The 26,030-nt window shown below is 63.3% G+C and carries 29 protein-coding genes; 10 read left to right on the top strand and 19 right to left on the bottom strand.

Going from position 1 to position 26,030, the window contains the following annotated elements; translation table 11 throughout:
- Positions 1-146: 146 nt before the first annotated feature.
- Positions 147-599, top strand: coding sequence for a hypothetical protein (locus tag ACZ92H_RS25855; protein ID WP_465051504.1), 453 nt, complete (start codon positions 147-149; stop codon positions 597-599).
- Here ACZ92H_RS25855 and ACZ92H_RS25860 read toward each other — a convergent pair.
- The gene (locus ACZ92H_RS25860; RefSeq protein WP_131376262.1) at positions 574-957 is read right to left on the bottom strand and encodes an antibiotic biosynthesis monooxygenase family protein; all 384 of its coding nucleotides are present in this window, start codon (positions 955-957) and stop codon (positions 574-576) included. The two genes, ACZ92H_RS25855 and ACZ92H_RS25860, sit on opposite strands and share 26 nt — an antisense overlap.
- Positions 954-2,123: a cytochrome P450 gene (locus ACZ92H_RS25865; protein WP_465051505.1), complete on the bottom strand. Its 1,170-nt coding sequence runs from the start codon at positions 2,121-2,123 to the stop codon at positions 954-956. The genes ACZ92H_RS25860 and ACZ92H_RS25865 overlap by 4 nt, the downstream gene beginning before the upstream one ends.
- Before the next feature lie 76 nt (positions 2,124-2,199).
- On the opposite strand from ACZ92H_RS25865, the gene ACZ92H_RS25870 reads away from it, so the two are divergent.
- The 5 genes from ACZ92H_RS25870 (at position 2,200) to ACZ92H_RS25890 (ending at position 7,906) form a co-directional block, all read left to right on the top strand.
- Positions 2,200-2,898: an ArsR/SmtB family transcription factor gene (locus ACZ92H_RS25870; RefSeq protein ID WP_465051506.1), complete on the top strand. Its 699-nt coding sequence runs from the start codon at positions 2,200-2,202 to the stop codon at positions 2,896-2,898.
- Between the two features lie 60 nt (positions 2,899-2,958).
- Complete coding sequence (locus tag ACZ92H_RS25875; RefSeq protein WP_465051507.1) at positions 2,959-3,690, top strand: ABC transporter ATP-binding protein; 732 nt, start codon at positions 2,959-2,961, stop codon at positions 3,688-3,690.
- Positions 3,687-6,011, top strand: a complete 2,325-nt coding sequence (locus ACZ92H_RS25880) for a CPBP family intramembrane glutamic endopeptidase (RefSeq protein ID WP_465051508.1) — start codon at positions 3,687-3,689, stop codon at positions 6,009-6,011. The genes ACZ92H_RS25875 and ACZ92H_RS25880 overlap by 4 nt, the downstream gene beginning before the upstream one ends.
- 62 nt (positions 6,012-6,073) lie before the next feature.
- Entirely contained in the window at positions 6,074-7,726 is a 1,653-nt protein-coding gene (locus ACZ92H_RS25885; RefSeq protein ID WP_465052381.1) for a patatin-like phospholipase family protein, read from the top strand.
- 27 nt (positions 7,727-7,753) lie between these two features.
- Positions 7,754-7,906 (top strand): hypothetical protein, encoded by a 153-nt coding sequence (locus ACZ92H_RS25890; protein WP_465051510.1) that lies wholly within the window; start codon positions 7,754-7,756, stop codon positions 7,904-7,906.
- A gap of 210 nt (positions 7,907-8,116) precedes the next feature.
- Here ACZ92H_RS25890 and ACZ92H_RS25895 read toward each other — a convergent pair whose 3' ends face one another.
- From ACZ92H_RS25895 to ACZ92H_RS25915, 5 genes are all read right to left on the bottom strand, one after another.
- Positions 8,117-8,335 carry a YqaE/Pmp3 family membrane protein gene (locus ACZ92H_RS25895; protein WP_131376776.1) on the bottom strand — a complete coding sequence of 73 codons (219 nt, stop codon included), beginning with the start codon at positions 8,333-8,335 and terminating at the stop codon, positions 8,117-8,119.
- A 219-nt stretch (positions 8,336-8,554) separates the two neighbouring features.
- Positions 8,555-9,136 (bottom strand): TerD family protein, encoded by a 582-nt coding sequence (locus ACZ92H_RS25900; protein WP_465051511.1) that lies wholly within the window; start codon positions 9,134-9,136, stop codon positions 8,555-8,557.
- Positions 9,137-9,170: 34 nt separating this feature from the next.
- A complete protein-coding gene (locus ACZ92H_RS25905) occupies positions 9,171-9,866 on the bottom strand; it encodes a TIGR00266 family protein (protein ID WP_131376283.1) in 696 nt (231 codons plus the stop codon).
- 199 nt (positions 9,867-10,065) lie between these two features.
- A complete protein-coding gene (locus ACZ92H_RS25910; RefSeq protein ID WP_092803296.1) occupies positions 10,066-10,641 on the bottom strand; it encodes a TerD family protein in 576 nt (191 codons plus the stop codon).
- Between the two features lie 157 nt (positions 10,642-10,798).
- Entirely contained in the window at positions 10,799-11,881 is a 1,083-nt protein-coding gene (locus ACZ92H_RS25915) for a DUF475 domain-containing protein (protein ID WP_465051512.1), read from the bottom strand.
- A gap of 115 nt (positions 11,882-11,996) precedes the next feature.
- Between ACZ92H_RS25915 and nhaR the strand changes: the two genes are divergently transcribed.
- Positions 11,997-12,893 (top strand): transcriptional activator NhaR, encoded by an 897-nt coding sequence (nhaR, locus tag ACZ92H_RS25920; RefSeq protein WP_465051513.1) that lies wholly within the window; start codon positions 11,997-11,999, stop codon positions 12,891-12,893.
- Here nhaR and ACZ92H_RS25925 read toward each other — a convergent pair whose 3' ends face one another.
- Positions 12,894-13,913 (bottom strand): serine hydrolase domain-containing protein, encoded by a 1,020-nt coding sequence (locus ACZ92H_RS25925; RefSeq protein WP_465051514.1) that lies wholly within the window; start codon positions 13,911-13,913, stop codon positions 12,894-12,896. It lies immediately after the preceding gene.
- A gap of 182 nt (positions 13,914-14,095) precedes the next feature.
- Between ACZ92H_RS25925 and ACZ92H_RS25930 the strand changes: the two genes are divergently transcribed.
- Both ACZ92H_RS25930 and ACZ92H_RS25935 read left to right on the top strand, forming a co-directional pair.
- Positions 14,096-15,430, top strand: coding sequence for an MFS transporter (locus ACZ92H_RS25930; RefSeq protein ID WP_465051515.1), 1,335 nt, complete (start codon positions 14,096-14,098; stop codon positions 15,428-15,430).
- 118 nt (positions 15,431-15,548) lie between these two features.
- Entirely contained in the window at positions 15,549-16,889 is a 1,341-nt protein-coding gene (locus ACZ92H_RS25935; protein ID WP_131376300.1) for a hemolysin family protein, read from the top strand.
- 125 nt (positions 16,890-17,014) lie between these two features.
- Here the strand turns inward: ACZ92H_RS25935 and ACZ92H_RS25940 are convergent, their stop codons facing one another.
- Genes ACZ92H_RS25940 through ACZ92H_RS25965 form a run of 6 tightly spaced genes read right to left on the bottom strand, consistent with a single transcriptional unit; the run spans position 17,015 to position 22,178 of the window.
- Positions 17,015-18,091, bottom strand: coding sequence for an AI-2E family transporter (locus ACZ92H_RS25940; protein ID WP_465051516.1), 1,077 nt, complete (start codon positions 18,089-18,091; stop codon positions 17,015-17,017).
- A 43-nt stretch (positions 18,092-18,134) separates the two neighbouring features.
- Entirely contained in the window at positions 18,135-18,728 is a 594-nt protein-coding gene (locus ACZ92H_RS25945) for an SCO family protein (RefSeq protein ID WP_131376306.1), read from the bottom strand.
- Positions 18,725-19,624: a heme o synthase gene (gene cyoE / locus ACZ92H_RS25950; protein WP_131376309.1), complete on the bottom strand. Its 900-nt coding sequence runs from the start codon at positions 19,622-19,624 to the stop codon at positions 18,725-18,727. Before cyoE ends, ACZ92H_RS25945 begins: the two co-directional genes overlap by 4 nt.
- Positions 19,625-20,794 carry a COX15/CtaA family protein gene (locus ACZ92H_RS25955; RefSeq protein WP_465051559.1) on the bottom strand — a complete coding sequence of 390 codons (1,170 nt, stop codon included), beginning with the start codon at positions 20,792-20,794 and terminating at the stop codon, positions 19,625-19,627. It lies immediately after the preceding gene.
- An 18-nt stretch (positions 20,795-20,812) separates the two neighbouring features.
- Entirely contained in the window at positions 20,813-21,442 is a 630-nt protein-coding gene (locus ACZ92H_RS25960) for an SCO family protein (RefSeq protein ID WP_131376312.1), read from the bottom strand.
- A complete protein-coding gene (locus ACZ92H_RS25965; protein ID WP_465051517.1) occupies positions 21,423-22,178 on the bottom strand; it encodes an SURF1 family protein in 756 nt (251 codons plus the stop codon). Before ACZ92H_RS25965 ends, ACZ92H_RS25960 begins: the two co-directional genes overlap by 20 nt.
- 36 nt (positions 22,179-22,214) lie before the next feature.
- Between ACZ92H_RS25965 and ACZ92H_RS25970 the strand changes: the two genes are divergently transcribed.
- A complete protein-coding gene (locus tag ACZ92H_RS25970; protein ID WP_046683386.1) occupies positions 22,215-22,415 on the top strand; it encodes a twin transmembrane helix small protein in 201 nt (66 codons plus the stop codon).
- 147 nt (positions 22,416-22,562) lie between these two features.
- Here the strand turns inward: ACZ92H_RS25970 and ACZ92H_RS25975 are convergent, their stop codons facing one another.
- The 5 genes from ACZ92H_RS25975 to ctaD form a co-directional block, all read right to left on the bottom strand.
- Positions 22,563-23,423 carry a cytochrome c oxidase subunit 3 gene (locus ACZ92H_RS25975; RefSeq protein WP_092803561.1) on the bottom strand — a complete coding sequence of 287 codons (861 nt, stop codon included), beginning with the start codon at positions 23,421-23,423 and terminating at the stop codon, positions 22,563-22,565.
- A 62-nt stretch (positions 23,424-23,485) separates the two neighbouring features.
- Entirely contained in the window at positions 23,486-23,692 is a 207-nt protein-coding gene (locus ACZ92H_RS25980) for a DUF2970 domain-containing protein (RefSeq protein ID WP_465051518.1), read from the bottom strand.
- A gap of 9 nt (positions 23,693-23,701) precedes the next feature.
- Positions 23,702-24,274, bottom strand: coding sequence for a cytochrome c oxidase assembly protein (locus ACZ92H_RS25985; RefSeq protein ID WP_131376782.1), 573 nt, complete (start codon positions 24,272-24,274; stop codon positions 23,702-23,704).
- Positions 24,271-24,378 (bottom strand): cytochrome oxidase small assembly protein, encoded by a 108-nt coding sequence (locus tag ACZ92H_RS25990; protein WP_216354567.1) that lies wholly within the window; start codon positions 24,376-24,378, stop codon positions 24,271-24,273. The genes ACZ92H_RS25985 and ACZ92H_RS25990 overlap by 4 nt, the downstream gene beginning before the upstream one ends.
- A 51-nt stretch (positions 24,379-24,429) precedes the next feature.
- Entirely contained in the window at positions 24,430-26,028 is a 1,599-nt protein-coding gene (gene ctaD / locus ACZ92H_RS25995; protein WP_092803261.1) for a cytochrome c oxidase subunit I, read from the bottom strand.
- Positions 26,029-26,030 lie beyond the last annotated feature (2 nt).

Here is a 26,030-nt window from a genome sequence, read left to right on the forward strand (position 1 = left end):
TACGCAGTAATCGGTGTGCCGCGTGGCCGGCGCATCAATTCATCCGCAGCGCGCCAGGAGTGCGCCGGAAAAATATCATTTTGTTATTATCATTTTTATCTCTTGCGTGCACGCACGCCGAGGACGCTCCATCTGAAAGGAAAAGCATGCATTATCTGAACCGCTCTTATCGTACCTTGTTGCTCCCCCTGCTCATCGCCTGCCTGGCCATGCTGACTGGCTGTGGCGCGGCCGGCAGCGCCGGCGACGCGGAAAACACGCCGCGCAGCCTCACCCACGTGCTCTCGCCCGGCCAGCAAGTGGCCATCACGGCCACGGACACCTTGAAACTCGACCGCGTCAACGACAGCCGCTGCCGCAAGGGCGCCGTGTGCGTGTGGAAAGGCTACGTCAGCTACAGCTTCAGCCTGATCAACAAGGCGGGCGCCACCGACATCGTCCTGTCCGATTCCATGCCCGGCGGTGCCAGTTCCGTCACCGTCAACCACCTGACGTTTACCCTGCTCGATGTCGACCCGGCCACGCCGCCCGCGCTGAACGCGGAACAGCCCGCCTATCGCGTGAAAGTCAAAATCACGCAGAACGCCCTGCCCCGCTAGCCGCCGACGACCCGGGTGCGTGATGCAGCCGGCTGTCGGCTGGCGCCTCATGCCGCTCCAGCATGCCGTAATCGCGCACCACGCCGGCAATGCGCAAGCGGTAATCGTCAAACACGCCTCGCCGGCCCGCCGCCTGCGCCGCGCGGTGCGCCTCCAGCTGCCGCCACTGCGCCAGCGCCGCCTCGTCGCGGAAGAACGACAGCGACAGCAATTTGCCCGGCTCGCTCAGGCTGCTGAAGCGCTCGATGGAAATGAAACCATCGATGTTGTCGAGCAAGGGGCGCAGGGACGCGGCCAGGTCCAGGTACTCCTGGCGCCCATCGGCGCTGGGCCACACTTCAAACATCACGGCAATCATGGCAGTGCTCCCCGGTTAAAGATGGGGATGCGGGCATTCGGCGACGCCTGGTACTTCCATGCCAGCGGCATGCCGTCCAGCGCGCCGGCCCACGCCTGCGCGCAGGCGCCGGCAATGGCCTGCGCCATGGCCGTACCCGGACAGGCATGGCGCCCGTGGCCAAAGCCATCGGGCGCCAGCGCGGGCCGCTGCAGCAGAAAACGCTCCGGCTCGGCATGCACCGTGGCATCGTGGCAGGCGCTGGCCAGCACGACGAGCATCATCTGGTCCTGCGGCACCGTCACGCCGTTGATTTCCACCGCGCAAGCCGTGTAGCGGCGCGTGTTGTGGATGGACGGATCGTGCCGGCTCACTTCGCGCAGCATGGCTGGCCACAGCTGCGGTGCCGCGTACAGTTGCGCGCGCAGTCCAGGCTGCGCGCGCAAGGCAATCACGGCATTGCCCAGCAAGCCCGCCGTGGCGTCGCAGGTCTGCGACAGCAAACCCACCAGATTGGCCAGTATGCCGCCCGCCGCCTGCCAGTTCGCTGCGCGTGCCTGCGCCACCACGGCGGCCAGCAAACTGCCGGGCCGCGCCGGCCCCTCATTGAGCAAGGCGGTAAAACGTTGCAACAGCGCTTCGGCCGCTTCCTGCGCGCCAGCCAGCTGGGCGCTATTACTCAACGGCGACAGACAGGCGACGAAATCGCGCGTCCACGCGGCCAGGGCCGGCCATTGCACTGACGCAAAGCCCAGCACATCGGCCATGGCAAACAGCGGCAACTCGAAGAGCGCGGCGTTCAGCGCCACGGCGCTGGCGGGCGGCCGCTCCCGGGCCATGCGCAGCGTGCGCGCATGCAGGCGCGGCAGGTCCACCTGGCCCAGCGCGGCAGCCAGCGCCCGCTTCGGCGCGGCATGGCGCTGGCCCTCGTTCATGCGCACCAGTTCGGCAAAAATCGCCCCGCATGGCGTGCCAGCCAGATTCGGCGGCACGGCCACGCCAGGCGGACGCACGCGGCAATCCGGATGCGCCAGCACGGCATGCACACCCGCCGTGCCCGCCGCCAGCCAGCAGTTCAGCTGCGCATCGAAGTACAGGGGCGGACCGGCCGCCAGGCGGCGATAGTAGACATAGGGCGCGGCGTGGGTGACGGCGGCGAGCGCGTCGACGGGATCGTTGGGGAACATGGCGCTTCCATTGCGGTGATCAAGGGAGGCGAGTATGCTGGCTCCTCCACCACAACACTTCGCCAGCGGACGAATCATGGATGACAGCCTTCCCCACCCCACCGCCGACATGAGCCTGGCGCAGCTGGCCGGCGCCATCGCCGAACCGGCCCGCGCGCGCATGCTGTGCAGCCTGCTCGACGGCCATGCGCGCACGGCCACGGAATTGGCGGCCCTGGCCGAAGTGGGGGCCTCGACGGCCAGCGCGCACCTGGCCCGCCTGCGCGAAGATGGATTGCTGAGCATGCTGGCGCAAGGCAAGCACCGCTATTACCGCCTGGCCAGCGCCGAGGTCGGGCAAGCGCTGGAAGCGCTGCTGGTGGTGGCCGGCGTGCCCAGGCAGCCATTCTCGCCCTCCACGCCGGACCGTTTGCGCCACGCGCGCACCTGCTACGACCACATGGCCGGCACGGTGGCCGTCACCCTGCACGACCACTTGCATGCGCTCGGCTGGCTGCAGGACGCGGGCGGCGACTACCGCGTGACCGAAGCGGGAGCGGCAGGCATGGCGGCGCTGGGCATCGACGTGCAGCAACTGCAGCGCCAGCGCCGCCGCTTCGCCTGCCCCTGCCTGGACTGGAGCGAGCGGCGCGCGCACCTGGGCGGCGCGCTGGGGGCCGCCATCCTGCAGCTGGCCCTGCGCCAGGGCTGGGCCGAGCGCGAACTCGACAGCCGCGCCCTGCGCGTCACAGAAGCGGGCGAACGGCGCCTGCTGGCCGCATTTGGCAGTCGCTGAAAGGCAAGCTATCATCTTGCAACTTACTCTATGCATATTGACATGACACGAGGACACACGATGATCGCATTCCAGGGCCTGGCCAAGCGCTACGGCAGCTTCGAGGCCGTCAAGCCGCTCACCTTGCAGGTGGGAAAAGGCGAAGTCTTCGGCTTCCTGGGACCGAATGGGGCCGGCAAGACCACCACCATCCGCATGCTGATGGGCATTCTCGTGCCCAGCGACGGCACGGTACTCATCGATGGCCTCGACTGCCACCGCGACGGCGCCGCCGTCAAGCGCAAGGTGGGCTATTTGCCGGACAATCCCATCTTTTACGATTATTTGCGGGGCCGCGAAATCCTCCAGTTCGTCGCCGAAATGCACGGCTATCCGCGCGCCGAGGCGGCCGCGCGCACGGCGCGCCTGCTGACGGAGTTCGGCCTGGACGAGGCGAGCGAGGATTTTGCCGTGAATTACTCGCTGGGCATGAAGAAAAAACTGGGCCTGGCCTGCGCGCTGATCCATGATCCTGCCGTGCTGATCCTCGATGAACCGATCAACGGCCTCGACCCGCGCGCCTCGCGCGACGTGCAGGAACGCCTGTTGCGCATCGCCGCGGCCGGCACCACGATTTTTGTCTCCACGCATTTGCTCGACATGGCGCAAAAGCTGTGCAGCAGGGTCGCCATCATCCACCGGGGCGCGCTCGTGGCCACGGGCAGCCTGGACGACATCCGCCAGCAATTGTCCAGCGACGGCAGCCTGGAAGACATTTTCCTGCAACTCACCGATGAAACGGCCGCCGCGTGACACCTGCCCCACCGAGCAACTGGCGCGCCGTCTGGCTGCTGACCCGCTTGCGCCTGCAGCGCCTCGTCAACGTCAGCGGCAGGGGCTTCTCGTTCAGAAAAGGCGGCAAGAGCCGCGCCGCCGCGCCGGGCAAGAAGCGGGGACGCTGGATGCTGGGCGTGCTGCTGGTGCTGCCCATGCTGTTTTCCTTCGGCAATATCGCGCGCCATAGCCTGCTGAACATGCATTGCCTGCTGGACCAGGTGGCCGCCTGCCAGGCGCGCGGCAGCATGCAGACCGGCAGCCACGTGCTCGATCCTGTCATCGCCCAGCTCATCGACACGCCCTTCAGCGCGGCGTTGATGGGCGGCCTGGCCTTGCAATTGACCTTGCTGTGGCTGGTCAGCGTACTGGTGCCGCTGGGCATGGGTGAACTGTCGAAGCCGGACTGGGACCTGGAATGGCTGGTCACCTTGCCCGTCGGCAAAAGCACCTTGCTGTGGGCCCGCGTGCTCGAACGCACGGTCGTCAATCCGGCCGGCTTGCTGGCCTTGTGGCCCAGCACCACCATGATCGCCTGGTACTCGGGCCATGGCTGGCTGTCGCCAGTCTCTGCGCTGCTGGCCAGCCTGCTCCTGCTGGCCGTTGCCGCCATGCTGCGCACTCTCGTCGACACGGGCTTGCGCCTGTCGCTCTCGCCCGCCCAGCTGGGCAACCTGCAGGCGCTGCTGTCGCTGGCCAGCATGTTGCCCATGTATATGAGCATGTCCTTTGGCATGGCCACGGGCGGCTTCGCGTATGCGTGGGCGGCAGCCGTGCCCGCCTGGAGCGCCTGGACCCCGCCTGGCCTGCTGGTGCGCCTGATGAATGCCGATGGCCTTGCCGCCAGCGTGCTGCCGGCCGCCCTGCTGCTGGCGCAAAGCGCGCTGCTCATGCTGCTGGGCATGGCCATCCTGCGCCGCCAGCTGCGCCACGGCGTGGTGGGCGCGGGCCAGCGCGAAGCGAGCCGCAAGCGTGCTCCCGCAGCGCCGCCGGCCCGCAGGCGCTTCGCCCGCCTCGGCACGGTGATCCAGCGCCGCGAACTGACCCTGCTGGTGCGCGACCGTAACTTCATGGTGCAGACCTTGCTGATGCCGCTGCTGATCCTCGGCGGACAGCTGTTATTCTCGGGCCAGGCGCGCGACGTGCATGCGCTGCTGGCCAGCCCCGCCCTGCTGGCGGCGACGGGATTTTTCCTCGGTACCTATACGCTGATGCTGTCGGCCTTCCAGACGCTCAACAAGGAAGGCGGCGCGCTGTGGCTGCTGTACACGTTTCCCGTCTCCGTCGAACAGGCGCTGCGGCAGAAGGCGCAACTGTGGGCCGTGCTGGCCCTGCTCTATCCCGTCATCCTGTTTGGCGTGGCGCTGGCCTGGCTGCCCGCCTGGCAATGGGACACGGCAGGCCTGATGCTGCTGGCCCTGGCCGGCATTCCCCTGTATTCGATGATCGCCGTGGCGCTGGGCGTGTTCGCCAGCGATCCGCTGGCGACCGAGGCGACGGCGAAAATGCGCCCCACCTATATGTACCTGTACCTGCTGCTCACCGGCCTCTACCTCGCCGCCCTGGCGGCAGGCAGCCTGGCGCAGCAACTGGCCTTCGTCGTGCTGACGGCGGCGCTGGCCGCTGCCCTGTGGCAAAAGGCGCGCGATGAAGTGCCCTACCTGCTCGACCCGGCCGCCTCGCCGCCGGCCAAGGTGTCCGCGTCGGACGGCCTGATCGCCGCCATGCTGTTTTTCACCCTGCAGACCCTGGCCTTGCTGCTGCTCAAGGACGAAGTGGCCGAGCCACTGGCGCGAGTGGCCATCGCCTTCGGCAGCGCCGGCGCGCTCACGTATGCGCTGGTGCGCCTGGTCTACTGGCGCAGCAAGACGGCCGGCGTGCCGCGCATCGGACAAGGCCGCCAACCCTGGCGCTGGGGTGTGGCGGGCGCGGCCGTATCAGCCGTCTGCGGCATCGCCTGGACGCTCGTCCAGCAGTCCCCTGCGGCCGCAGCGGGCGGCAATGCAGGGAACGCCCTTTGGCTGCTGGGCATGACGGTGCTGGCCGCGCCCCTGTGCGAGGAATTCATTTTCCGCGGCCTGATCCAGGGCGGCCTGCGCCGCTCGCTGCCGGCATGGCAGGCGATCGGCATTGCCGCCGCCCTGTTTGCGATCGTCCATCCTCCCGCGTCGATGCTGCCCGTGTTCGTGCTGGGCCTGTGCACGGGATTGGCGTACGAACGCAGCGGCTCGCTGCTGGCGCCCATGCTCGTCCACGCGGGCTATAACGCGGTCATCGTGGCGTTCCATCTGGGTCGGTGATGCTGCTAGAATCGCACACGTTTTGCGTCTGCTCCCAACCCCTGACTACGCACCGATCACGCATGAAGCCATCCTTGCTCGCCCCCCCCTGCCTCGCTGTGCTGCTGAGCGGCTGTACCGTGCTGGCCCTGCAACCCAACAGCGGCGTGGAAAACAGCACGTTTACCGTCCAGGAATCGCCGCGCCTGCGCATCGACGCACCGAAGGCGCGCATCCAGAACCCCCTGCCCAGCGAACACTTCATCGGCATCGCCCTGTCCGGTGGCGGCAGCCGCGCGGCGAACTTTTCGGCCGCCTCGCTGGAGCAGCTGGAGCAATTCGGCCTCGTCAGCGGCGCGTCGGCCATTTCCGGCGTCTCGGGCGGCGCCATCGCGGGCGGCTACTATGCCTTGCATGGACAGCAGACGGACTGGCCCTTGCTACGCAGCAAACTGCGCACGGATTTCTTCAGCCAGACCATCCTCAAGCCCGCCAACCTGACGACCATGCTGCTGACGGACAAGACCCGCACGTCCTTCCTGTCCGACGTGTTTGACGATGTGCTGTACAACAAGAAGACCTACCAGGACTTGCCCCATGACGGTCCCATCTTCCTGGCCAACGCCACCGACGCCACGGATGGCGGCAAGCGCGTGGTGTTTTCTTACGAGTACTTTTATAACACCCTGCATTCGCCCATCAAGGATATCCGCCTGGCCACGGCCGTGGCCACTTCGGCCGCCTTTCCAGGCGTGTTCGACTCCGTCACGTTCGAGCGCTTCCGGCCGAAAAACAGTTTCGTGCCGGAACTCGGTTCCGAGTCGCGCGAATCGCCCTCGTACGTGCACCTGTTCGACGGCGGCGCGGCCGACAACCTCGGCGTGGAAACCCTGTGGGACGTGGCCCTGACTCAGCTGTACGGCAACGACATGGCCTTCGTGCCGCCGCGCCTGAACAGCAAGCCCTTCATCCTGATTTCCATCGATGCCAACGCGCCCAATTCCAGCGCCGTGTTTGAAAAGATGTCGGATGAACGCAAGCCGCTGGACCGCATCTTCAACAAGAACATCTACGATGCCGTCGATGCCCTGTTCTCGCGCCAGCGCAGGGAAAACCTTGTGAAAATGGGTTTCGGGCAGGCCCGCTTCGATACCATCACGCAGGAAAATTTTGGCGACCTGAGCCAGAAATTCGTGAAAGGCAAGCGCACCTCGTCCTTTGCCATTCCCGTGCTGTGCCGTCCGCATGTGGGCCAGTTCCGCTGCGAAGTCGATGCGGCCGATCCCCTGCCGGGCCAGGTGCGCACCAGCCTGGAAGGCTTCGCCTGGCATATTTCCATCGATGAAATCGCTTCGCTGGCGCTGCGCCTGGCCAGCGACGATGCCGAAGTCGACTTTGCCCGCAAACAGGAACGCGCCGCCCTCGTCAAGCTGCAGCGCCTGGCCACGCAAACGAAGACCCATTTGAAGCTGACGGGGCCGGAAAACTGCAGCCCGGAAGTGCTGCAATCGGCCCTGTACAGTGCGGCGCGCGTGCTGATCCTTGACGACGAGGACTCGCGCTTCGCCCTGTGCGACTACATGCTGAAAGGCGGACTGATCAATGACGGCACCGTCTGCAAGCAGCGCTACGTGCACGCCGTGCCCAGCTTTGCCATCGAAAGCGAAGACCTGCAATACCGCAACCTGAGTTCCGACGGCAATTCCGTGAACGTGCCGATCCGCTGCAAGAAGTGAGCGGGCTGCCGCGATAACGTTGCAATCTTGATTGCAATCAAGACAGCCCTGACATCGGCGAAGAAGAAGAAGAAGAAGAAAAAGAAGAAGAAGAAGAAGAAGAAGAAGAATGCACTGTACGGCCGCGACGGGGACGCCGCTCCTGCAGCGCAGCCGCCGCCCAGCCACCATTCATCATGAAGGATAGCCCAAGTTTTGCACGGCATGCGGGACGCAACAAGCGCAAGGCAAGGCGCACGCAGCAACACGGCCGAGGCACTGCCTGCCGGCGTGGCGGCTGGCGCTGGGGCGCCTTCCTGCTGAAGTGGGCAGTGCCGCGCACGGACACAAAAAAGCCCGCACGATCACTCGTGCGGGCCTTAGCGCAAGGATGCCCGGCGCCCGGCTGAGTTAGATCAGCCGACTACGCCTGCGCATGTAGCTGCGGCTTAACGCACCCTCCAGTTCCTGCTCCGTTTTATGCTGGTTCACCGAGTACAGGGCCCACAGGGCCGCCGGCGCCCAGCCGATCACAGTGCACTGCAAGATCAAGGCGGCGACACCGGCCAGCGGGCGCCCCAGCATGAAAAACGTAAGACACGGAAGTAGCAAGGCTATCAGCAATCGCATCACGACATACTCTCCTTCAATATAGAGCAGCGGACAAGGGCCGGTATCCGGTCCGTCCCCCGCCCGCTGCGTACTGCTCCTTAATAACGTCTGGCAAAATCGTCGCGAGCGAATGCGAGTCGTGGCCGAGAAGCACAGCTGTGCGACGGCACGCGGCCGCCGAGGCAGTGAGCATCACCGGCCGCAAATCGCGGCGCGCAACAGATTTGGCCTGGACGTTTATAGATGCACGGCAATCTGCGGCATCAGGTCGTCAAACGTGCGACCGTTGCCGTTTTCTCCGATGGCGTGCATCTTCCATTCGCCGTTATGGCGGTACAGCTTGGCCATGATCTGTGCCGTGTGGGAACCTTGCACAGACAGGTTGAAACGCGCGATTTCCTGGTTATTGCTCGCATTCAAGATGCGGCAATAGGCGTTTTCCACCTGCGAGAAGTTCTGGCCAGTAAAGCTGTTGACGGTGAAGACCAGGCTTTTCACGTGCGCCGGCACTTTCGACAGATCGACGTTGATCTGTTCGTCGTCGCCATCGCCCGCGCCCGTGCGGTTGTCGCCCGTGTGGACGATGCTGCCGTCCTTGCTTTTCAGCTGGCGGAACCAGACAATGTCGGACGTGCTCTTGTTCTCATCGAACATGACGCACGAGGCGTCCAGGTCGACGGCTTCCGTCTTCGAACCGAAACCCAGGAAACCCTTGGTCTTGACGGCATCCCAGCCCAGGCCCATGGTGATACGGGTCAGGGTGGCGCCAGCTTCTTTGTCCAGAGAAATCTTCTGGCCCTTGCTCAAATTGACAGACATACGCATTGCTCCTGTTTGGTTAGTTACAGCTTGATTACGCCGGCTTGCTTTGCGTCCAGGCGAGGAAGGCCGCGCGGTTGCGCGAGCACACGAGGATTTTGCCCGTGCCTGAAAACTTCAGTACCATGCCCTCGCCGCTGGTCTGGCTATTGATCAAATTGCCCAGAAAGCCGCCGCTGCTGCCGGTCGTGATGGAAATTTCATATTGCAGGCGGTTGTCCCAGCACACGACGTGCGAGTTATCGATTACCACGTCTTTGCCGGGCGTCACTTCCAGTTCCGACATCGCGCCGAAACCGGAGACCGCCAACTGGCCGCTGCCTGCCGTCTCGGTGATGAAAAAACCACCGCTCTGGGCAAACAGCGCATTGCCAAGGCTTTGCGTGCGCACCTTCAATTCCACGCCAGCGCTGGCCGCCACGAAGGCGCCGTCGCTGATCATGTATTGCTGGGTGCCAACGTCGAGCACCCGCATGGCACCGGGCAAGGTGGGCGACAGCAGACAGTCGCCGTCGCCGCGCAGTGCCTCGATATGCTGCTGGAAGAACGATTCGCCGTTGGCAAAGGTGCGCATCAGCGCGGCGCCGATGCCACCGGTCATCTTGCCTTTCAGCTCAAGATTGGTTTCCATCATCACCATCGCATCGGATTCGCAATAAATCTTCTCGCCCTTGGCAAGCGACACATGCAGGAAGGGATCGACGTCCCCGGTAATACTAAAAACTGGCATCTGACTGTTCCTTCCTCAACGATGATGATGGTGTCGGGCTAAACCGCCCTTACTACAGAATAACGGTGCCGCACAAAACCGTAGCGAGCGGATGTGATTTGTGGCCGAGAAGCGCAACCGTACTTTAGTACGGGGGCGCCGAGCCGGTGAGCATCGCCGGCCGCAAAGCGCACCGCGCAGCAGGTTTGGTGTGGCTACCTTACACGCCGACACCAAAAGAAGCGGCTAATGGGCCTAAACCGCCTTTATAGCCCTGGCCGATGGCCTTGAATTTCCAATCGCCGCCGTTGCGGTAGATTTCGCCGAAGACCATGGCCGTTTCCGCCGAACCGTCTTCCGACAGGTCGAAGCGGGCGATTTCCGTGTTGCCATTGGCATTCACGCAACGCACGTAAGCCTTCGACACCATACCAAAGTTTTGCTTGCGCGCTTCGGCATCGTGGATCGTCACGCAGACGGCGATCTTGTCGATGTCGGCCGGCACCGCGGCCAGGTCGACGACGACGGTTTCATCATCGCCGTCGCCAGCGCCCGTGGTGTTGTCGCCCGAGTGGGTGACGGAACCGTCGCTCGACTTCAGGTTGTTGTAGAAAATCATGTCGACGTCGGCGCGTACCTTGCCGTCGGCCTTCAGCAGGAAGACGGAACCGTCGATGTCGAACGCGGCGCCGTCGGTGGCGCGGGCATCCCAGCCCAGGCCGATGATCATTTTCGAGATGCCAGGCGCTTCCTTGCTCAGGTTGACGTTGCCGCCTTTTTGCAGACTGATTGCCATGATGTATTTCTCCTATGTGAAATAAAAGTCCAGCGTGTATGAAACCAAATAACTACTTGTGTACACCTGGCGCCGCCACCGGCCCGACTCCCCGGGTCAAAGGCGGCGCTTGCTGCATCACGCTGGCAAACGGGTGTAGGCGTTTGCCGCGTATTCCTTATGCCTTCGCTGCCGCTTCCAGCGCCGGCTGTTTGTCTCCCTCGGCTTCCAGCAAGGCCATCCTGCGCTTGTAGCGGATCGACGACCACAGCGAGGCGAGAATGAAGGCCACGCCGATCAGGCCCGTGAAGATCTCCGGTACATGGAACTTCATGCTGACCAACATGATCACGGCCAGGATACCGATCGCATAGTGCGCGCCGTGCTCCAGATAAACGAACTCATCCAAAGTACCCTTGCGCACCAGGAACACCGTCATCGAGCGCACGAACATCGCGCCGATCGCCAGGCCCAGCATGATGATCACGACATCCTTGGTAATGGCGAACGCGCCGATCACGCCGTCAAAGCTGAACGAAGCATCGAGCACTTCCAGGTACAGGAAGCCGCCAATACCGCCGCGCTTGACGATGTCGCCCATGTTGCCGTCGCCGTTATCGCCTTCCAGCAAGCCGCTGACCACATCCACGCCCACGTAGGTCAAAATACCCCACAGGCCGGCCGTCAGCACCACCAGTTTCTGGCCTTCTTCGATCATCGACAGGCTGGCCATCAGGGTGCCCAGGGCGATCATCACGGAAATCGACGAAATCTTGCCCAGCGCGCCCAGTTTTTCCTCGATACGGCCCAGCCAGTGCGTTTCCTTCTCCGAATCGAGCAGGAAGTTCAGGAAGACCAGCAGCAGGAAGATGCCGCCGAAGGCCGCCACTTCCGCGTGGTGATTCGTCAGGTGCATCGAATACTGTTCCGGATTGCTCAACGCCAGATTCCACACTTCCATCAGCCCCAGGTCCGCCGCTTGCGCCACGATGACCAGCGGAAAGACCAGACGCATGCCAAAGACGGCGATGATGATGCCCACGCCCAGGAACAGGCCCTGCCAGAACTTGTCCCAGTTCTTCAGCACCGAGGCATTGACCACCGCGTTGTCAAACGACAGCGAGACTTCCATCACGCCCAGGATCACGGCAATGCCGAGCGCTGCCAGCATCGTCTGCACGCCACCGTGCGTGTAACCCCACCAGGCGGAAATGCCCAGGCAGATAAATGTCACTAAAAATGACACTCTGAAATGTTTCATCGATAGTTCCCCTTTATCCAAATTCAATGGAACGTAGTATAGGCACGTGTGACACATTTAAAAATAGAAGATAATGGAAGCATTACTTCGTAAAAACAGAAGATAGGTCCACACGATGAAAACCACCGGTTTCAATTACCGCCATTTGTACTTTTTTTGGGTGGTCGCCAAGGAAGGCGGCGTGACACGCGCGGCAGAACGCCTGGGACTGGCCGTGCAAACCATCAGCACCCAGCTGGCCCTGCTGGAAAAGGAACTGGGCAAATCGCTGCTGCAGCCGCAGGGACGCCGCCTGGTGCCGACGGAAGCGGGCCGGCTGGCGCTCGGCTACGCAGACCAGATCTTTCTGCTGGGCGAGCAGATGCAGGATGCGCTGGCCGACGCCGACGCGGAAAAGATGCGCCTGACGGTGGGCATTTCCGATTCCCTGCCGAAACTGATGGCCTACCGCATGCTCGACGCCACGCGCAGCCTGGACCAGCCCGTCAAGCTGGTCTGCCTGGAAAATGAATTCGAATCCCTGCTGGCCGATCTGGCCCTGCACAAACTGGACCTGGTGTTGACGGACCGCGCCGTGCCGGCCGGCGCCAGCCTGCGCGTGTCCAGCCATTTATGGGGAGAGAGCGCCATGAAGCTGTTCGCCATCCCCGCGCTGGCCGAGCGCTACCGCGAGGATTTCCCGCACCGCCTGAGCGGCGCGCCGTTCTTGCTGCCGGCGCGCAATAACGCCTTGCGCGGGCGCATCGACGAATGGATGGTGCAGCAGGGCGTGCGGCCCGACGTGGTAGGCGAGTTCGAGGACAACGCCATGCTCAACGCCTTCGGCCGCAAGGGCCTGGGCCTGTTCTTCGCATCCGCCAGCCTGGCGGCCGACATCGAGGAGCAGTTCGGCGCCGTGCTGGTGGGCGATGCATCGTCCCTGCGCGAGCAGTTTTATGTGATCTCGAACGAACGCAAGATCATGCACCCGGCGCTGGACGTGATCCTGGCCGCCGTGCCCGGCCGGCACTGATCAGGCGTCGAGGTCGGCGGCGATGGCCGCCAGCCAGGCCGCCTGGTCCGGCTCGCAGCTATCCACGTTGGCCAGCTGGATGACGGACAGGCCAAGCTCGGGCACACGCAGCAGCAGCGTCCGAAATCCCCACAGCCCGCCGCCATGAAACACCACCGCCCGCCCGCCGTGCTCGATTTGCTCCAGGCCATGGCGGTAAGGCCAGCTGTGGCCGTCCGGGCCCGGCGTTGGCGCCAGCTGCGCGCGCACCAGGCTGGACGGGTCGCGGTACTGGCGCTGCCAGTCGCGCTCCCACAGGGCCAGGTCGTGCAAGGACGCATACACGCCGCCGTCGCCCACCGTGTTTGCATTGCCCAGATGCTGGCGGTAGCCGGACGCCAGCGCGGGGTCCACGGTATAGCTGCGCACGCGCTGCGGCATGACGGCTTGCCGGTCCACATCGTAGGCCGTGGCGTGCATGCCCAGCGGCGCGAACAGGCGCTGCCGGGCCTGCGCGGCGAGGGGCAGGCCAGACACTACCTCCACCAGTTTCGCCAGCAGGATGTAGTTGCAATTGCTGTAATCGTGCGCGCTGCCGGGCGGCGCCGTCAGGTCCTGCATGCGCGCGATCAGGCGCAGCAGCAGCGCATTGTCAAAATAGTCGCTGTCGTGGCGGCCCAGCTGGCATGCCAGGTAATCGAAATAATCGGGAATGCCGCTCGTGTGGTTGAGCAGCTGGCGCACCGTGATGGCGGCGCCGAATTGCCGCACCTCGGGCAGATGGGGCGCCACGTCATCGTCGAGGCCGATCATGCCCTGGCGCACCAGGTCCAGCACGCAGGCGGCCGTGAAAGGCTTCGATTCCGACGCCAGATAGTAGCGCGATTGGGCGGTCAGCGGCACGCCCAGTTCCAGGCATGCCAGGCCATGATGCAGTTCCATTAACGTCTCGCCGTCGCGCAGGATGAGCGCGCTGAAGCCGGGCCCTTGCGCCGGCAGGCTGGCTTGCAGGGAAAGAAAGTGCTGGACTAGATTTTGCATGACGTAATCTTATCACGCAGGCAAGATTACTTTCATGTCATATTCATTAGCCAATCCGATAAATCCATTCGAAAATAACGTTTGAATAATCAATCAAAAGCGATTGTAATAAAGCCTGAGACAAACACGCGTTCGCCGCCCGGCGGCAGGATGCGATCACCATAACAACAAGGAGCAGCAGCATGTCCACGGCAGGCAAGACGATCGATATTCCCGATCTCATCAATAACAACAGGATCGGCTCCTTCCAGATCGGCATGCTGATCCTGTGCGGGCTGTGCGTCATCATGGATGGCTTCGACGTGCAAGCCATGGGTTACGTGGCGCCCGCCATCATTGCGGACTGGCATGTCAGCAAGGCCAACCTGGGTCCCGTGTTTGGCGCGGGCCTGCTGGGCATGCTGGTGGGTTCGCTCGTCTTCAGCATCACGGCCGACAAGTTCGGCCGCCGCCCCGTGCTGATCGGCTCGACCATCTTCTTTTCGCTGTGCATGCTGGTCACGCCGCTGGCCACCACCATCGAGCAATTGCAGCTGATCCGTTTTATTACCGGACTGGGCCTGGGCGCCGTGATGCCGAACGCCATGGCACTGGCCGGCGAGTACAGCCCGCTGCGCAAGAAAGTCACCCTGATGATGCTGGTGTCCTGCGGTTTTACTTTGGGCGCCGTGCTGGGCGGCTTGCTGTCGGCCGCGCTGATTCCCGCATTCGGCTGGCAATCCGTGTTTTACGTGGGCGGCGTGGTGCCGCTGGTCATCGGTGTGCTGATGTTCTTCCTGCTCCCGGAATCGATGCAGTTCCTGGTGCTGAAGAAACGCAAGCTGGATAAAGTCGCCAAATGGCTCAAGCGCATCGACCCGACGGTGAACATCACGGCCGAGACGCAGTACGTCGTGCATGAAAAGGAACACAAGGGCGCGCCCGTGCTGCAACTGTTTACGGGCGGCCGCGCAAAGATGACGATCCTGTTGTGGGTCATCAACTTCATGAACTTGCTGAACCTGTATTTCCTGTCGAACTGGCTGCCGACCATCGCCAAGGAAGCGGGCCTGTCGACGGCCAACGCCGTGCTGGCGGGCACGGCCCTGCAAGTGGGCGGCACCATCGGCACCCTGGTCATGGGCCAGCTGATCGACCGCTCCAGCTTCCGCCGCATCCTGCTGCCCTGCTTTCTGGTGGCCGCCGTGGCCATCGCCCTGATCGGCCGTCCGGACGTTTCGCTGGCCTTCCTGTTCATCACGATCTTCATCGCCGGCTTCTGCGTGGTGGGCGGCCAGCCCGCCGTGAATGCCCTGGCGGCCAGCTACTACCCGACCACCCTGCGCTCGACGGGCATCGGCTGGAGCCTGGGCGTGGGCCGCATCGGCTCCATCATCGGCCCCGTGCTCGGTGGCGAGCTGATCCGCTTGAACTGGCCCAACAGCACGATTTTCCTCGTCGTCGCCATCCCCGCCATCGTCTCGGCCGTCATGGTCTTTGCCATGCGCGGCGGGTCGCAAACGGCCGCCAAAGGCTGATCCGGCTGAAAAAAATACCGCGCGCCACCGCCTTTCCAGGGGGGCGCGCGGCAAAATTAGGCTATGGCGCCCTTCGTCGTTTAAGATGACGTTTTTACAGCCCATCTTCAGCGCCCCCATGCACAATGTCTTGCTAGTCCTGCTCGCCCTCTTCCTGGTCGCGCTGAACGGTTTTTTTGTTGCCGCCGAGTTTGGCATCGTCACCTTGCGGCGCACGCGCATCCGCGCCATCGCCAAGACACAGGGACTGCGGGGCCGCATCCTGGCCAAGGTGCACGGCCAGCTGGACGCCTACCTGTCCGCCTGCCAGCTGGGCATCACGCTGGCGTCGCTGGGCCTGGGCTGGGTCGGCGAACCGGCGTTCGCCGGCTTGCTGGAACCGCTGTTCGGCGCCGTCGGCGTCACCTCGCAGGAACTGATCCACGGCGTGTCCTTCGTCGTCGCCTTCAGCGTCATTTCCTTCCTGCACATCGTCGTGGGCGAACTGGCGCCCAAATCGATGGCCATCCGCAACCCGGAAGCCGTCGGCCTGTGGAGCGCGATTCCCCTGTACGGCTTTTACTGGACCATGTATCCGGCCATCTACCTGCTCAACGCCAGCGCCAACTGGGTACTGCGCCTGGCGGGCCTGTCCGGCAAGGGCGGCCACGATGCCCATTACTCGTCCGAGGAACTGAAACTGATCCTGCGCACCAGCCAGCCGGGCGAAAAGTTTACGCGCGACGAGCGCAACATTCTGGCGCAGTCGCTCGATTTCGAGCAGATGACGGTGTCGGACCTGATGCGCCCGATCAATGAAGTGATCGCCCTGCACGCCTCGAACACCCTGGAAGAAAACCTCGACACGGTGCTGCGCAACCGTTTCAGCCGCTACCCGTATTTCGACACGAACGGCGACGACGTGCTGGGCGTGGTGCACTTGAAGGACCTGTTCTTTGCCCAGCAGGCGGGCAAGCCCATCACCTCGCTCACGCCCTTCCTGCGTCCCGTGGACATCATTTCCGCGCGCACGCCGGCGCTGGAACTGTTCCGCCGCTTCCGCGACGGCGCGCCGCACTTCGCGCTGATCGGCGAAAAGGGCAAGCGCCCGCTGGGCTTCATTACCCTGGATAACTTGCTCGGCGCCATGGTGGGCGAAATCCGCGATGAATTCCGCCGCAATGAAAACGATTGGCTCAAACAAAGCGATGGCACCCTGATCGGCAAGGCCAGCCTGCCCATCTTTTCGCTCGAACGCATCCTCGGCATCGATATCGAAAACGAGGAACTGGGCCTGGACGACGTGGAATCCGTGGGCGGCTTGATCATGGTCAAGCTGGGCGACATTCCCAAGCAGGGCCAGCGCATCACCTTCGTCGACTTCGACATCGTCGTCAAGAAGATGAACGGCCCCCGCATCGTGCTCATCAAGGTGATCCCGAAGCAGGAGCGGGACCTGGACGCCGATTTAAGGGATTGAAAACACCTGACCGAATCTGCTGCGCGTCGGCATCGGCGGCCTGCGATGCTCGCCGTGCGCAAGCACGGTTGCGCGTCTCAGCCGCCTCTTCCGTTTGCCCGCCACGGTTTTAGCAGGTGGCGAAGTTATTTTTTTAACGTTATGGTATCTTTGCCCTGCGGCACGGTGGTCTCGCCTACCGTCCACGTTTGCAGCAGGCTGTACAGCACCGCCAGCAGGGTCGGGCCGATAAAGATGCCGACGAAGCCGAAGGCCAGCACGCCGCCTAGCACGCCCAGCAGGACGAGTAAAAACGGCAGGCTGCTGCCACGGCTGATCAACATGGGTTTCACCACGTTATCCACGCCGCTGATCAGCAGCGCCCCCCACACCAGCATGAAGACGCCCCAGCCCGTCTGGCCGTCATTGAACAGCCAGATGGCGGCGCCGCCCCAGATCAAGGGCGGGCCCACGGGAATCAGCGAAAAGATGAAGGTGGCCACGCCCAGCAGCGCCACGGCCGGCACGCCGGCGATCAGGAAGCCCACCACGGCCACCAGCGCCTGCGCCAGCGCCGTGCCCAGCAAGCCGTACATGACGCCGCGCACGGTGCGGCTGACGGTCAGGGCCACGCCCGGCGCGCTGTCGCCGATGATGCGGCCAGCGCCCGTCATCAGCACGCGGCTCAGTTGCTGGCCATCGCGGTAGAGGAAGAAGCTGACGAACACGGCCAGGCTGGTCTGCGCCAGGCCCGTGCCCAGCAGGATGCCGCCCGAGGCGAGGAAATGGCGCGCCGGTTCCAGCAGGGTTTTACCCAGATTCAACAGTTCCTCGCGATCGTCCAGCAACCGCCGCACATAGCCGTCGATGGTGTCGCCCACCAGGGGGATGCTGGCCAGCCAGGCGGGCGGCTGGATGCCGCCCGCTTCCAGCGCGGCGCGCAGCTGCTCATAGATGCGCGACACATTGTCGGCCAGGTTGTAGGTGACGAGGGCCAGCGGCAGCACGATGACCAGCACCAGCGACAAGGTCATGATGGTGGCGGCCCAGTTGCGGCGGCCTTTCAGACGGTCGAGCAGGAGGATGTACAGGGGCCAGCTGGAAATGCCCACGCAGGCGGCGAACAGCATGGCAGCGAGGAAGGGCCGCAAGACGAAAAAGCAGCCGATCAACAGGAAGATGATGGCTGCCAGGCGGGCGTACGGCTCGAAACGTTTGTCCATGTACTGCGTATCCTGAAGATGGCGCCCCCGGGGCGCGACCGGATCAGGATAGCAGAAGTTTAAGATCGTGCGCGATGGCGGCAGGCTTTTCGCCGTGGCGCACGAACAGGCGGATCTTGCCCTCTCGGTCGAACACGTAGGTGCCGGCCGTGTGGTCCACCGTGTAGCTGCTGTCCGTCTCGCCCTCGACCTTGGCGTAATACACCTTGAATTCCTTGGCCACCTTGGCCGTCGCGGCCGCGTCGCCATACAGGCCGACAAAGCGCTTGTCGAAGGCGGGCACGTATTGCGCCAGCAATTGCTGCGTATCGCGCTCGGGATCGACGGTGACGAACAGCACTTGCACCTGGTCCGCCTGCGGGCCCATTTCCTGCATCACCTGGGCCATGTCGGCCATGGTGGTAGGACAGACGTCCGGGCATTGCGTGTAGCCGAAGAACATCAGCACCAGCTTGCCCTTGTAGTCGGCCAGGGTGCGCGGATGGCCGGTGTGGTCGGTCAGGGCGAACTCGCGCGCATAGCCCAGGCCCGTCACGTCCGTGTTCTTGAATTCCAGCTTGGGCACCGCGGGCTTGCCGCAGCCGGCCAGGACGGCGACCAGCGCGGCCGCCAACAACAGGGTCAGGGATTTTTTCATGAGCCGAGGGGAATGTAATGGTCCACCAGCAAGGCCGCGAACAGCAGTGCCAGGTAGATGATGGAAAAAGTAAATGCCTTGCGCGCGATCAAGTCCGTGTAGTGGCGGTACATTTTCCACGCGTAATACAGGAAACCGGCATTGAGCACGACGGCCGATACCAGGTAGATCAGGCCGCTCATGCGCACGGCGTACGGCAGCAAGGTGGTGGCGGCCAGCGCGATCGAGTACAGCCAGACGTGGAACTGCGTGAACTTCAAGCCGTGCGTGACGGGCAGCATGGGCAGGCCCGAGCGCGCGTAGTCGTCGCGGCGGTACATGGCCAGCGCCCAGAAGTGCGGCGGCGTCCACACAAAAATGATCAGGACCAGCAGCCAGGCCTGCATCGGCACGTCGTTGGCGACGGCGGCCCAGCCCAGCGCGGGCGGCATGGCGCCGGACAGGCCGCCGATGACGATGTTTTGCGGCGTGGCCGGTTTCAGCACCATGGTGTAGATCAGGGCGTAGCCGACAAAGGTGACAAAGGTCAGCCACATGGTCAGGGGATTGACCAGGTGATACAGGATCGCCATGCCCAGGCCGCCGATCACCAGTGCGAACACCACCGTCTGCTTGACGGTGATGTCGCCCATGGCCATCGGACGGCGCGCCGTGCGGGCCATGCGCGCATCGATTTCGCGCTCGGCCAGGCAATTGACGGCAAACGCGGCGCCGGCCAGCAGCCAGATGCCGATGGTGCCGAACACCACCGCATGCCAGTCAGGCAACTCTTCGCTGGCCAGGAACATGCCGATGACGGCGCAAAACACGGCCAGCTGCGTCACGCGCGGCTTGGTCAGCGCCCAATACTGGGCGATGCGGGGGGATGGTTTACGGCTGATGGTCTGAGTAGTCATTTATGCGGTACGGGAAGAGCTGGCTGGTGCCGGGGGCACTGTCGCGGAGGCGGAAGCGGAAGTCCGCGCAACATCGAGCTGGAATTTAGCCTTGTAGTTTAACATGGTCAGCAACAACACGAGCAGCGCCGCCCCGCCGTTATGCATGACGGCGATCGACAATGGCCAGCTCAGGTAGATGGTCGCCAGGCCCGTGGCCGCCTGCAGGGCCAGCACCACGGCAATCCACCGTGCCGTGCCGCGCAAGGACGGCAGCTTCCACGCGCGGAACACCGTGTAGCCGATGCCGGCCAGCACGATAAACGCAAAGTTGCGGTGCACCCAGTGGATGGCTGTCAGCGCGGAAAATGGCAGGTAATGGCCGGCGGCCGTCTTGCCCAGTTCGCGCCACAGGTGGAAACCATGCTCGAAATCCATCTCCGGAATCACCTTGCCGCCGCACAGGGGGAAATCCGTGCAGGCCAGGGTGGCGTAGTTGGTGCTTACCCAGCCGCCCAGCGCGATCTGCACCGTGAGCAGCACCAGCGAGAAAACGGCCAGCGCCCGAACGGGCCGCAACACGGCCGCGTCCGCATCGGCCCGCCGCAGGGGCGCCACGGCATTGTCCTGGCGTCCGCCCAGCCACGTCAGCATGGCCAGCAGGCCCATGCCCAGCAGCAAGTGGATGGTGACGATTACCGGCTGCAGTTTCAGGGTGACGGTCCAGGCGCCGAACGCGCCCTGCAGGCAGACAAACAGGAATAGCGCCGTGGGCAGGGCGGGGGCGAACTCCTCGCGGCGATGCTTGCGCCACTGGCGCCACGCCTGCACCATCATCGCCACGATCAGGACGCCGATGGCCATGGCCAGGTAGCGGTGCGTCATCTCGATCCACGCTTTCACGACCGTCACGGGGCCCGTCGGCATCAGGGTCTCGGCCGCCACGATGTGCTCGTGCGCGAGGAAGGGATTGGCCGAGCCATAGCAGCCAGGCCAGTCCGGACAGCCCAGGCCGGAATCGGACAGGCGCGTGAAGCCGCCAAACATGATCAGGTCCACCGTCAGGAAGACGGCGATCCACACCAGCTTGCGGTATTTATTGGCGTCCGCGGACACCCAGACCATGGTCAGCGGCAGCAGCGCCACCAGCAGACCTGTCAAGCCCAGCTGGGCCAGCGCGGAAAGATGCATCGTCGGCATGCGTTCCCCTCAACCGATCGCCGAAGCTTTGAGCAGCTTGGCGATGTCTTTCTTGACCTTGCCGGGGTCCGCGTCTTTCGGGAAGCGCATCATCAGGTTGCCCAGCGGATCGATCAAATACAAATGCTCTTCCGCCTTGCCGCCCTGCTCCACGGGCAGCCACGCCTTCAAGGCGTCGCCGTTCACGCGCAGCATGCTGGTGCCGTCGAATTCGCGGATCACCAGGGTATCGAGCGGCTGCGCATCCGTCACCAGCCAGACGCGCTCGATGCGTTCGCGTTCCTTGCCCTGCATCAGGCGCAGCTGCTGCATTTCAAACAGCAGTTTCTTGCACGCTTCCTGGCAATCGGACGGTCCCGTTTGCAGCATCACCCACTTGCCCTTGAATTGCGCCAGCGGCGCCGCCTTGCCATCGAGTTCCGTCACGTGCAATTGTGCTTCGGGGATCGGATGCAAACGGGGGTCGATGAGGGCGCCGTAATTGTTGCGCCCCGTGGGCTTGATGATGTAATACGTGAAATACGAGGCGATGATGGGAAACGCGCACACGGCCACGACGGCCAGCAGTTTCCAGCGTCCCGTGTTCTGCGCCTGTTTATCGGTGCTGTCTTGCGTTGCTTCAGGGTTGTTTGTTTGCACGTCGAAATCCTGTAAAGACAAAAAATAAAAAAGCCATCAGTGCCAGTGCGTACCACTGGAATGCATAGCCGCGGTGCTTGTCGGCGCCCAGGTCGGGCGCCGGCCAGTCGCGCACGGGAAGCTGGCTGGACGCTGGCGCCGCTGTCGGATCGACCGGGTCGACTGTTTGTTCGAGAACGATGGGCTGCAAGGCCAGGCCGCTGGCCTGCGCCAGCTGGGCGATATCGGCATTTTGCACGATGGCGTGCGGCGCCAGCGGCGGCGCCGTGCCCAGTTCCATGACATGGCCCGCGTTCAGGCGGGCGATGCCGGCAATGGTGACGGTGCCGGCAGGCGTGGCGTAGTCGGGGATGCGGGTGCGCTCGGCATTGTTGCGCGGCAGCCAGCCCTGCGCCACCAGCACGTGCATGGGCGAGCCGTCGATCTGGAATGGCGTGAGCACGTGGAAGCCCGCCTGGCCCTGGTAAGGGCGATTGTCCAGGTACACCGTCCAGGCAGGAATAAAATGCCCGGTGACGGTAACGCGGCGATATTCGATGGCTTGCGCATCGGCCGGCAGCAGGGGGGCGGCTGTCAAGGCCAGCGGCGCGGCCTGGTTGCCCGCTGCCAGCCGGGCGGCGCGGACATTTTTCTCGTCGGCACGGCGCTGCTGCCATTGCGCCAAGGATATCCCCAGCGCCGCCAGTAGCAGCATTACAACAAATGGAATCCATCTAAAATGGAAGCGGATACGCATTACAATGAAACCTCCTCAAGCCTGGCGCTACCATCCATGAAAATCCTCGTTGCCATTGCCTTTATCCTGATCCTGGGCAGCCTGGGCTCGGCCCTGTTTTTCCTGATGCGCGACAAGGGCAAGAGCAACCGCACCGTGCAGGCGCTGGCCCTGCGCGTGGGCCTGTCGATCACCCTGTTCCTGCTGATCCTGCTGGCGCATCATCTGGGCTACATCCAGCCGACGGGCATACATTAACGGCTGGGGTCTGCCCCCCGTGCCAACGACGTTGCTTGCTTGGCAAAATTCTTCAGACTAAGAAAAAAGCCGTACCCAGGATCTCCCGGTACGGCTTTTTTTTATGGTGCCGGCGCACGCGTCAAGCACGCGCGCCCTGCCCCGCCATTATAACCAATACACGACCACGTACAGGCCCAGCCAGACGACGTCGACAAAGTGCCAGTACCAGGCGGCGCCTTCAAAGCCGAAGTGGTGCTCGGGCGTGAAGTGGCCTTTCAGCACGCGGTACAGGATGACGGAAAGCATGATGGCGCCCAGGGTCACGTGGAAGCCGTGGAAACCCGTCAGCATGAAGAAGGTGGCGCCGTAGATGCCGGACGTCAGTTTCAAGTTCAGCTCGCTGTAGGCGTGCACGTATTCATACACCTGGAAGCCCATGAAGATGGCGCCCAGCAAGATCGTGGCGAACAGGAACAGCGCCGTCATGCTGCGGTGGCCGGCGCGCAGCGCGTGGTGCGAGATGGTCAGGGTCACGCCGGACAGCAGCAGCAGGGCCGTATTGATGGTCGGAATCCAGAACGGCGTCATGGTAGTGAATTCCTGCACCGTGCCGGCCGGGCCCGTGTTGCCCCAGTGGGCGGCGAAATCGGGCCAGATGACCTTGTGGTCGAGGTCGGCCAGCCACGGCATGGAAATGCTGCGCGCGTAGAACAGGGCGCCGAAGAAGGCGGCAAAGAACATGACTTCCGAGAAGATGAACCAGCTCATGCTCCAGCGGAACGAGTGGTCGATGCGTTCGCTGTACAGGCCCTGCTCCGATTCGCTGATGGCGTCGCCGAACCAGAAATACAGCACCAGCAGGATGCCGGCGATGCCCAGGTAGTTCACGTACGGGCCCCAGGACACATCGTTGACCCAGGCCGAGGCGCCGATCATGGTCAGCAGCAGGCTGGCGCCGCCCAGCATCGGCCAGCGCGACGGCCCCGGCACGAAATAATAAGGTGCGGCGGCGTGGTTGGAACTCATCATCATCTCCTCAAAAACTTGTAGGGTGGTTTTTATACGTTATAGATAGATGCAGCAAAAACTCATGAGACAGCGAATTTGACCAGCGACAACAGGACGCCGATCAGGCAAGCGACCACCAGCAAGCCGGCGATGACGATGTGCACGGGATTGAGTTTGGCCGAATCCGTATCGAAATCGCTCTTGCGGCGCAAGCCCGTAAACGACCACACGACGGCCCGCAGCGAATACAGGAACGACGCTTTCTGCGGCTGCTCTGGCTTGGCCATGGCACTCTCCTATTGGACGGCCGGCGCCTGAGCCTGGCTCAGACCGGCAATCTCGAAAAACGTGTACGACAGGGTGATGGTTTTCACCTCTTTCGGCAGGGCCGGATCGAGGAAGAACACCACCGGCATCTGCCGCGCTTCGTGCGCTTTCAAGGTCTGCTGCTTGAAGCAGAAACACTCGACCTTCTTGAAATGCGGCGTCGCACTCTGCGGTGCGTAGCTGGGAATGGCTTGCGCGTTCACCACGCGGTTTTGCGTGTTGACCACTTCATACATGACGGTGACCAGTTCGCCCGGATGCACCTGCATGCTGGAAACAACTGGACGGAAACGCCACGGCCCCTGCGCATTGCCGTCGAACTCGACGGTAATGCTGCGCGTCGTGTCGACCTGCGTATTGTTGTCATAGGCCACCGTGCCATCCTTCTGCGTCAGCACGTTGATGCCCATCACTTCGCAAATCTGCTTGTAGACGGGAATCAGGGCATAGCCGAAGCCAAACATCAGCACGGCAATGACGAGCAGCTTGCCCAGCATCTTGCGGTTCAGGCCGCGTGTTTCCTGTTGCGCGGGCGTCGTCACGTCAGCCACAGCCGTTTGGCAAACACGGACAGGAAGAAGAAGGCCGCCAGGGCGGCCAGTATCAGCCCGGTGCGCAGGTTGTTCGGTTTCTTACGTTCGGTCATGACAGGCACTTTATTCAAGACGGGCCGGCGCATACGCCGGCCCGGGATACCTCATTTCACGGTCGGCGGCGTTTCAAACGTGTGGAACGGGGCCGGGCTCGGCACGGTCCATTCCAGGCCTTCCGCGCCTTCCCATGGTTTCGCCGGGGCAGCCTTGCCGCCGCGGATGGTCGGCAAGACCACGAACAGCAGGAAGTACACTTGCATCAGGCCGAAACCGAAGGCGCCGATCGAGGCGATCATATTAAAATCCGTGAACTGCGCCGGATAGTCGGCGTAGCGGCGCGGCATGCCGGCCAGGCCCAGGAAGTGCATCGGGAAGAAGGTCACGTTGAAGGTGATCAGGGACAGCCAGAAGTGGATCTTGCCGCGCGTCTCGTTGTACATGTGGCCCGTCCATTTCGGCGACCAGTAGTAGAAGCCGGCGAACAGGGCGAACAGGGAACCGGCCACCAGCACGTAGTGGAAGTGCGCCACCACATAATAGGTATCCTGCAGCTGGATGTCGATCGGCGTGACGGCCAGGATCAGGCCCGTGAAGCCGCCCATGGTGAAGACGAAAATGAAGCCCACCGAGAACAGCATCGGCGTCTCGAACGTCATGGAACCCTTCCACATGGTGGCGATCCAGTTGAACACTTTCACGCCCGTCGGCACGGCGATCAGCATGGTGGCGTACATGAAGAACAGCTGGCTCGTCACCGGCATGCCGGTGGTAAACATGTGATGCGCCCAGACGATGAAGGACAGGATGGCGATCGAAGCCGTGGCGTACACCATCGACGCATAGCCGAACAGGGGCTTGCGGGCAAAGGCCGGCAGGATCTGCGAGACGATGCCGAAGGCCGGCAGAATCATGATGTAGACCTCGGGATGGCCGAAGAACCAGAAGATGTGCTGGTACATGACGGGGTCGCCGCCGCCGGCCGCGTTAAAGAAGGAGGTGCCGAAATGGCGGTCCGTCAGGGTCATGGTGATGGCGCCGGCCAGCACCGGCATGACGGCGATCAGCAGGTAGGCCGTGATCAGCCAGGTCCAGCAGAACATCGGCATTTTCATCAGGGTCATGCCGGGCGCGCGCATGTTCAGGATGGTGACGATGATGTTGATCGAGCCCATGATGGACGAGGCGCCCATCAGGTGCATGGCAAAAATGGCCATGTCCATGCCGGGACCCATCTGCGTCGACAGCGGCGCATACAGGGTCCAGCCGGCGGCCGTGGCGCCACCGGGCACGAGGAAGGACGTGGCCAGCAGGATGGCGGCCGGCGGCAGCAGCCAGAACGAGAAGTTGTTCATGCGCGCAAACGCCATGTCGGAAGCACCCACTTGCAGCGGGATCATCCAGTTGGCGTAGCCGACGAAGGCCGGCATGATGGCGCCGAACACCATCACCAGGCCGTGCATGGTGGTCAGCTGATTGAAGAATTCAGGGTGGAAGAATTGCAGGCCTGGATGAAACAATTCCGTACGGATCATCAGGGCCAGCACGCCGCCGGACAGCAGCATGATGAACGAGAACCACAAGTACAAGGTACCGATATCCTTGTGGTTGGTCGCAAACAGCCAGCGGCGCAGGCCTGTCGGGTGGTCGTGGGCATGGTCATGATCGTGACCGGCGTGGTCCAAGGTGCTCGTGCTAGTACTCATAT

It is taken from the genome of Janthinobacterium foliorum, from assembly GCF_978021625.1.

Bases quoted from the DNA above. Each gene is read 5' to 3' on its own strand.
- ACZ92H_RS25870 (WP_465051506.1), top strand. From the start codon at position 2,200: ATGGATGACAGCCTTCCCCACCCCACCGCCGACATGAGCCTGGCGCAG.
- ACZ92H_RS25855 (WP_465051504.1), top strand. From the start codon at position 147: ATGCATTATCTGAACCGCTCTTATCGTACCTTGTTGCTCCCCCTGCTC.
- ACZ92H_RS25910 (WP_092803296.1), bottom strand. From the start codon at position 10,641: ATGGCAATCAGTCTGCAAAAAGGCGGCAACGTCAACCTGAGCAAGGAA.
- ACZ92H_RS25990 (WP_216354567.1), bottom strand. From the start codon at position 24,378: ATGACCGAACGTAAGAAACCGAACAACCTGCGCACCGGGCTGATACTG.
- ACZ92H_RS25895 (WP_131376776.1), bottom strand. From the start codon at position 8,335: ATGCGATTGCTGATAGCCTTGCTACTTCCGTGTCTTACGTTTTTCATG.
- ACZ92H_RS25970 (WP_046683386.1), top strand. From the start codon at position 22,215: ATGAAAATCCTCGTTGCCATTGCCTTTATCCTGATCCTGGGCAGCCTG.
- ACZ92H_RS25885 (WP_465052381.1), top strand. From the start codon at position 6,074: ATGAAGCCATCCTTGCTCGCCCCCCCCTGCCTCGCTGTGCTGCTGAGC.
- ctaD (WP_092803261.1), bottom strand. From the start codon at position 26,028: ATGAGTACTAGCACGAGCACCTTGGACCACGCCGGTCACGATCATGAC.
- ACZ92H_RS25965 (WP_465051517.1), bottom strand. From the start codon at position 22,178: ATGCGTATCCGCTTCCATTTTAGATGGATTCCATTTGTTGTAATGCTG.
- ACZ92H_RS25975 (WP_092803561.1), bottom strand. From the start codon at position 23,423: ATGAGTTCCAACCACGCCGCCGCACCTTATTATTTCGTGCCGGGGCCG.
- ACZ92H_RS25905 (WP_131376283.1), bottom strand. From the start codon at position 9,866: ATGCCAGTTTTTAGTATTACCGGGGACGTCGATCCCTTCCTGCATGTG.
- ACZ92H_RS25930 (WP_465051515.1), top strand. From the start codon at position 14,096: ATGTCCACGGCAGGCAAGACGATCGATATTCCCGATCTCATCAATAAC.
- ACZ92H_RS25940 (WP_465051516.1), bottom strand. From the start codon at position 18,091: ATGGACAAACGTTTCGAGCCGTACGCCCGCCTGGCAGCCATCATCTTC.
- ACZ92H_RS25875 (WP_465051507.1), top strand. From the start codon at position 2,959: ATGATCGCATTCCAGGGCCTGGCCAAGCGCTACGGCAGCTTCGAGGCC.
- ACZ92H_RS25980 (WP_465051518.1), bottom strand. From the start codon at position 23,692: ATGGCCAAGCCAGAGCAGCCGCAGAAAGCGTCGTTCCTGTATTCGCTG.
- ACZ92H_RS25925 (WP_465051514.1), bottom strand. From the start codon at position 13,913: ATGCAAAATCTAGTCCAGCACTTTCTTTCCCTGCAAGCCAGCCTGCCG.
- ACZ92H_RS25935 (WP_131376300.1), top strand. From the start codon at position 15,549: ATGCACAATGTCTTGCTAGTCCTGCTCGCCCTCTTCCTGGTCGCGCTG.
- nhaR (WP_465051513.1), top strand. From the start codon at position 11,997: ATGAAAACCACCGGTTTCAATTACCGCCATTTGTACTTTTTTTGGGTG.
- ACZ92H_RS25915 (WP_465051512.1), bottom strand. From the start codon at position 11,881: ATGAAACATTTCAGAGTGTCATTTTTAGTGACATTTATCTGCCTGGGC.
- ACZ92H_RS25955 (WP_465051559.1), bottom strand. From the start codon at position 20,794: ATGCATCTTTCCGCGCTGGCCCAGCTGGGCTTGACAGGTCTGCTGGTG.
- ACZ92H_RS25945 (WP_131376306.1), bottom strand. From the start codon at position 18,728: ATGAAAAAATCCCTGACCCTGTTGTTGGCGGCCGCGCTGGTCGCCGTC.
- ACZ92H_RS25865 (WP_465051505.1), bottom strand. From the start codon at position 2,123: ATGTTCCCCAACGATCCCGTCGACGCGCTCGCCGCCGTCACCCACGCC.
- ACZ92H_RS25900 (WP_465051511.1), bottom strand. From the start codon at position 9,136: ATGTCTGTCAATTTGAGCAAGGGCCAGAAGATTTCTCTGGACAAAGAA.
- ACZ92H_RS25860 (WP_131376262.1), bottom strand. From the start codon at position 957: ATGATTGCCGTGATGTTTGAAGTGTGGCCCAGCGCCGATGGGCGCCAG.
- cyoE (WP_131376309.1), bottom strand. From the start codon at position 19,624: ATGACTACTCAGACCATCAGCCGTAAACCATCCCCCCGCATCGCCCAG.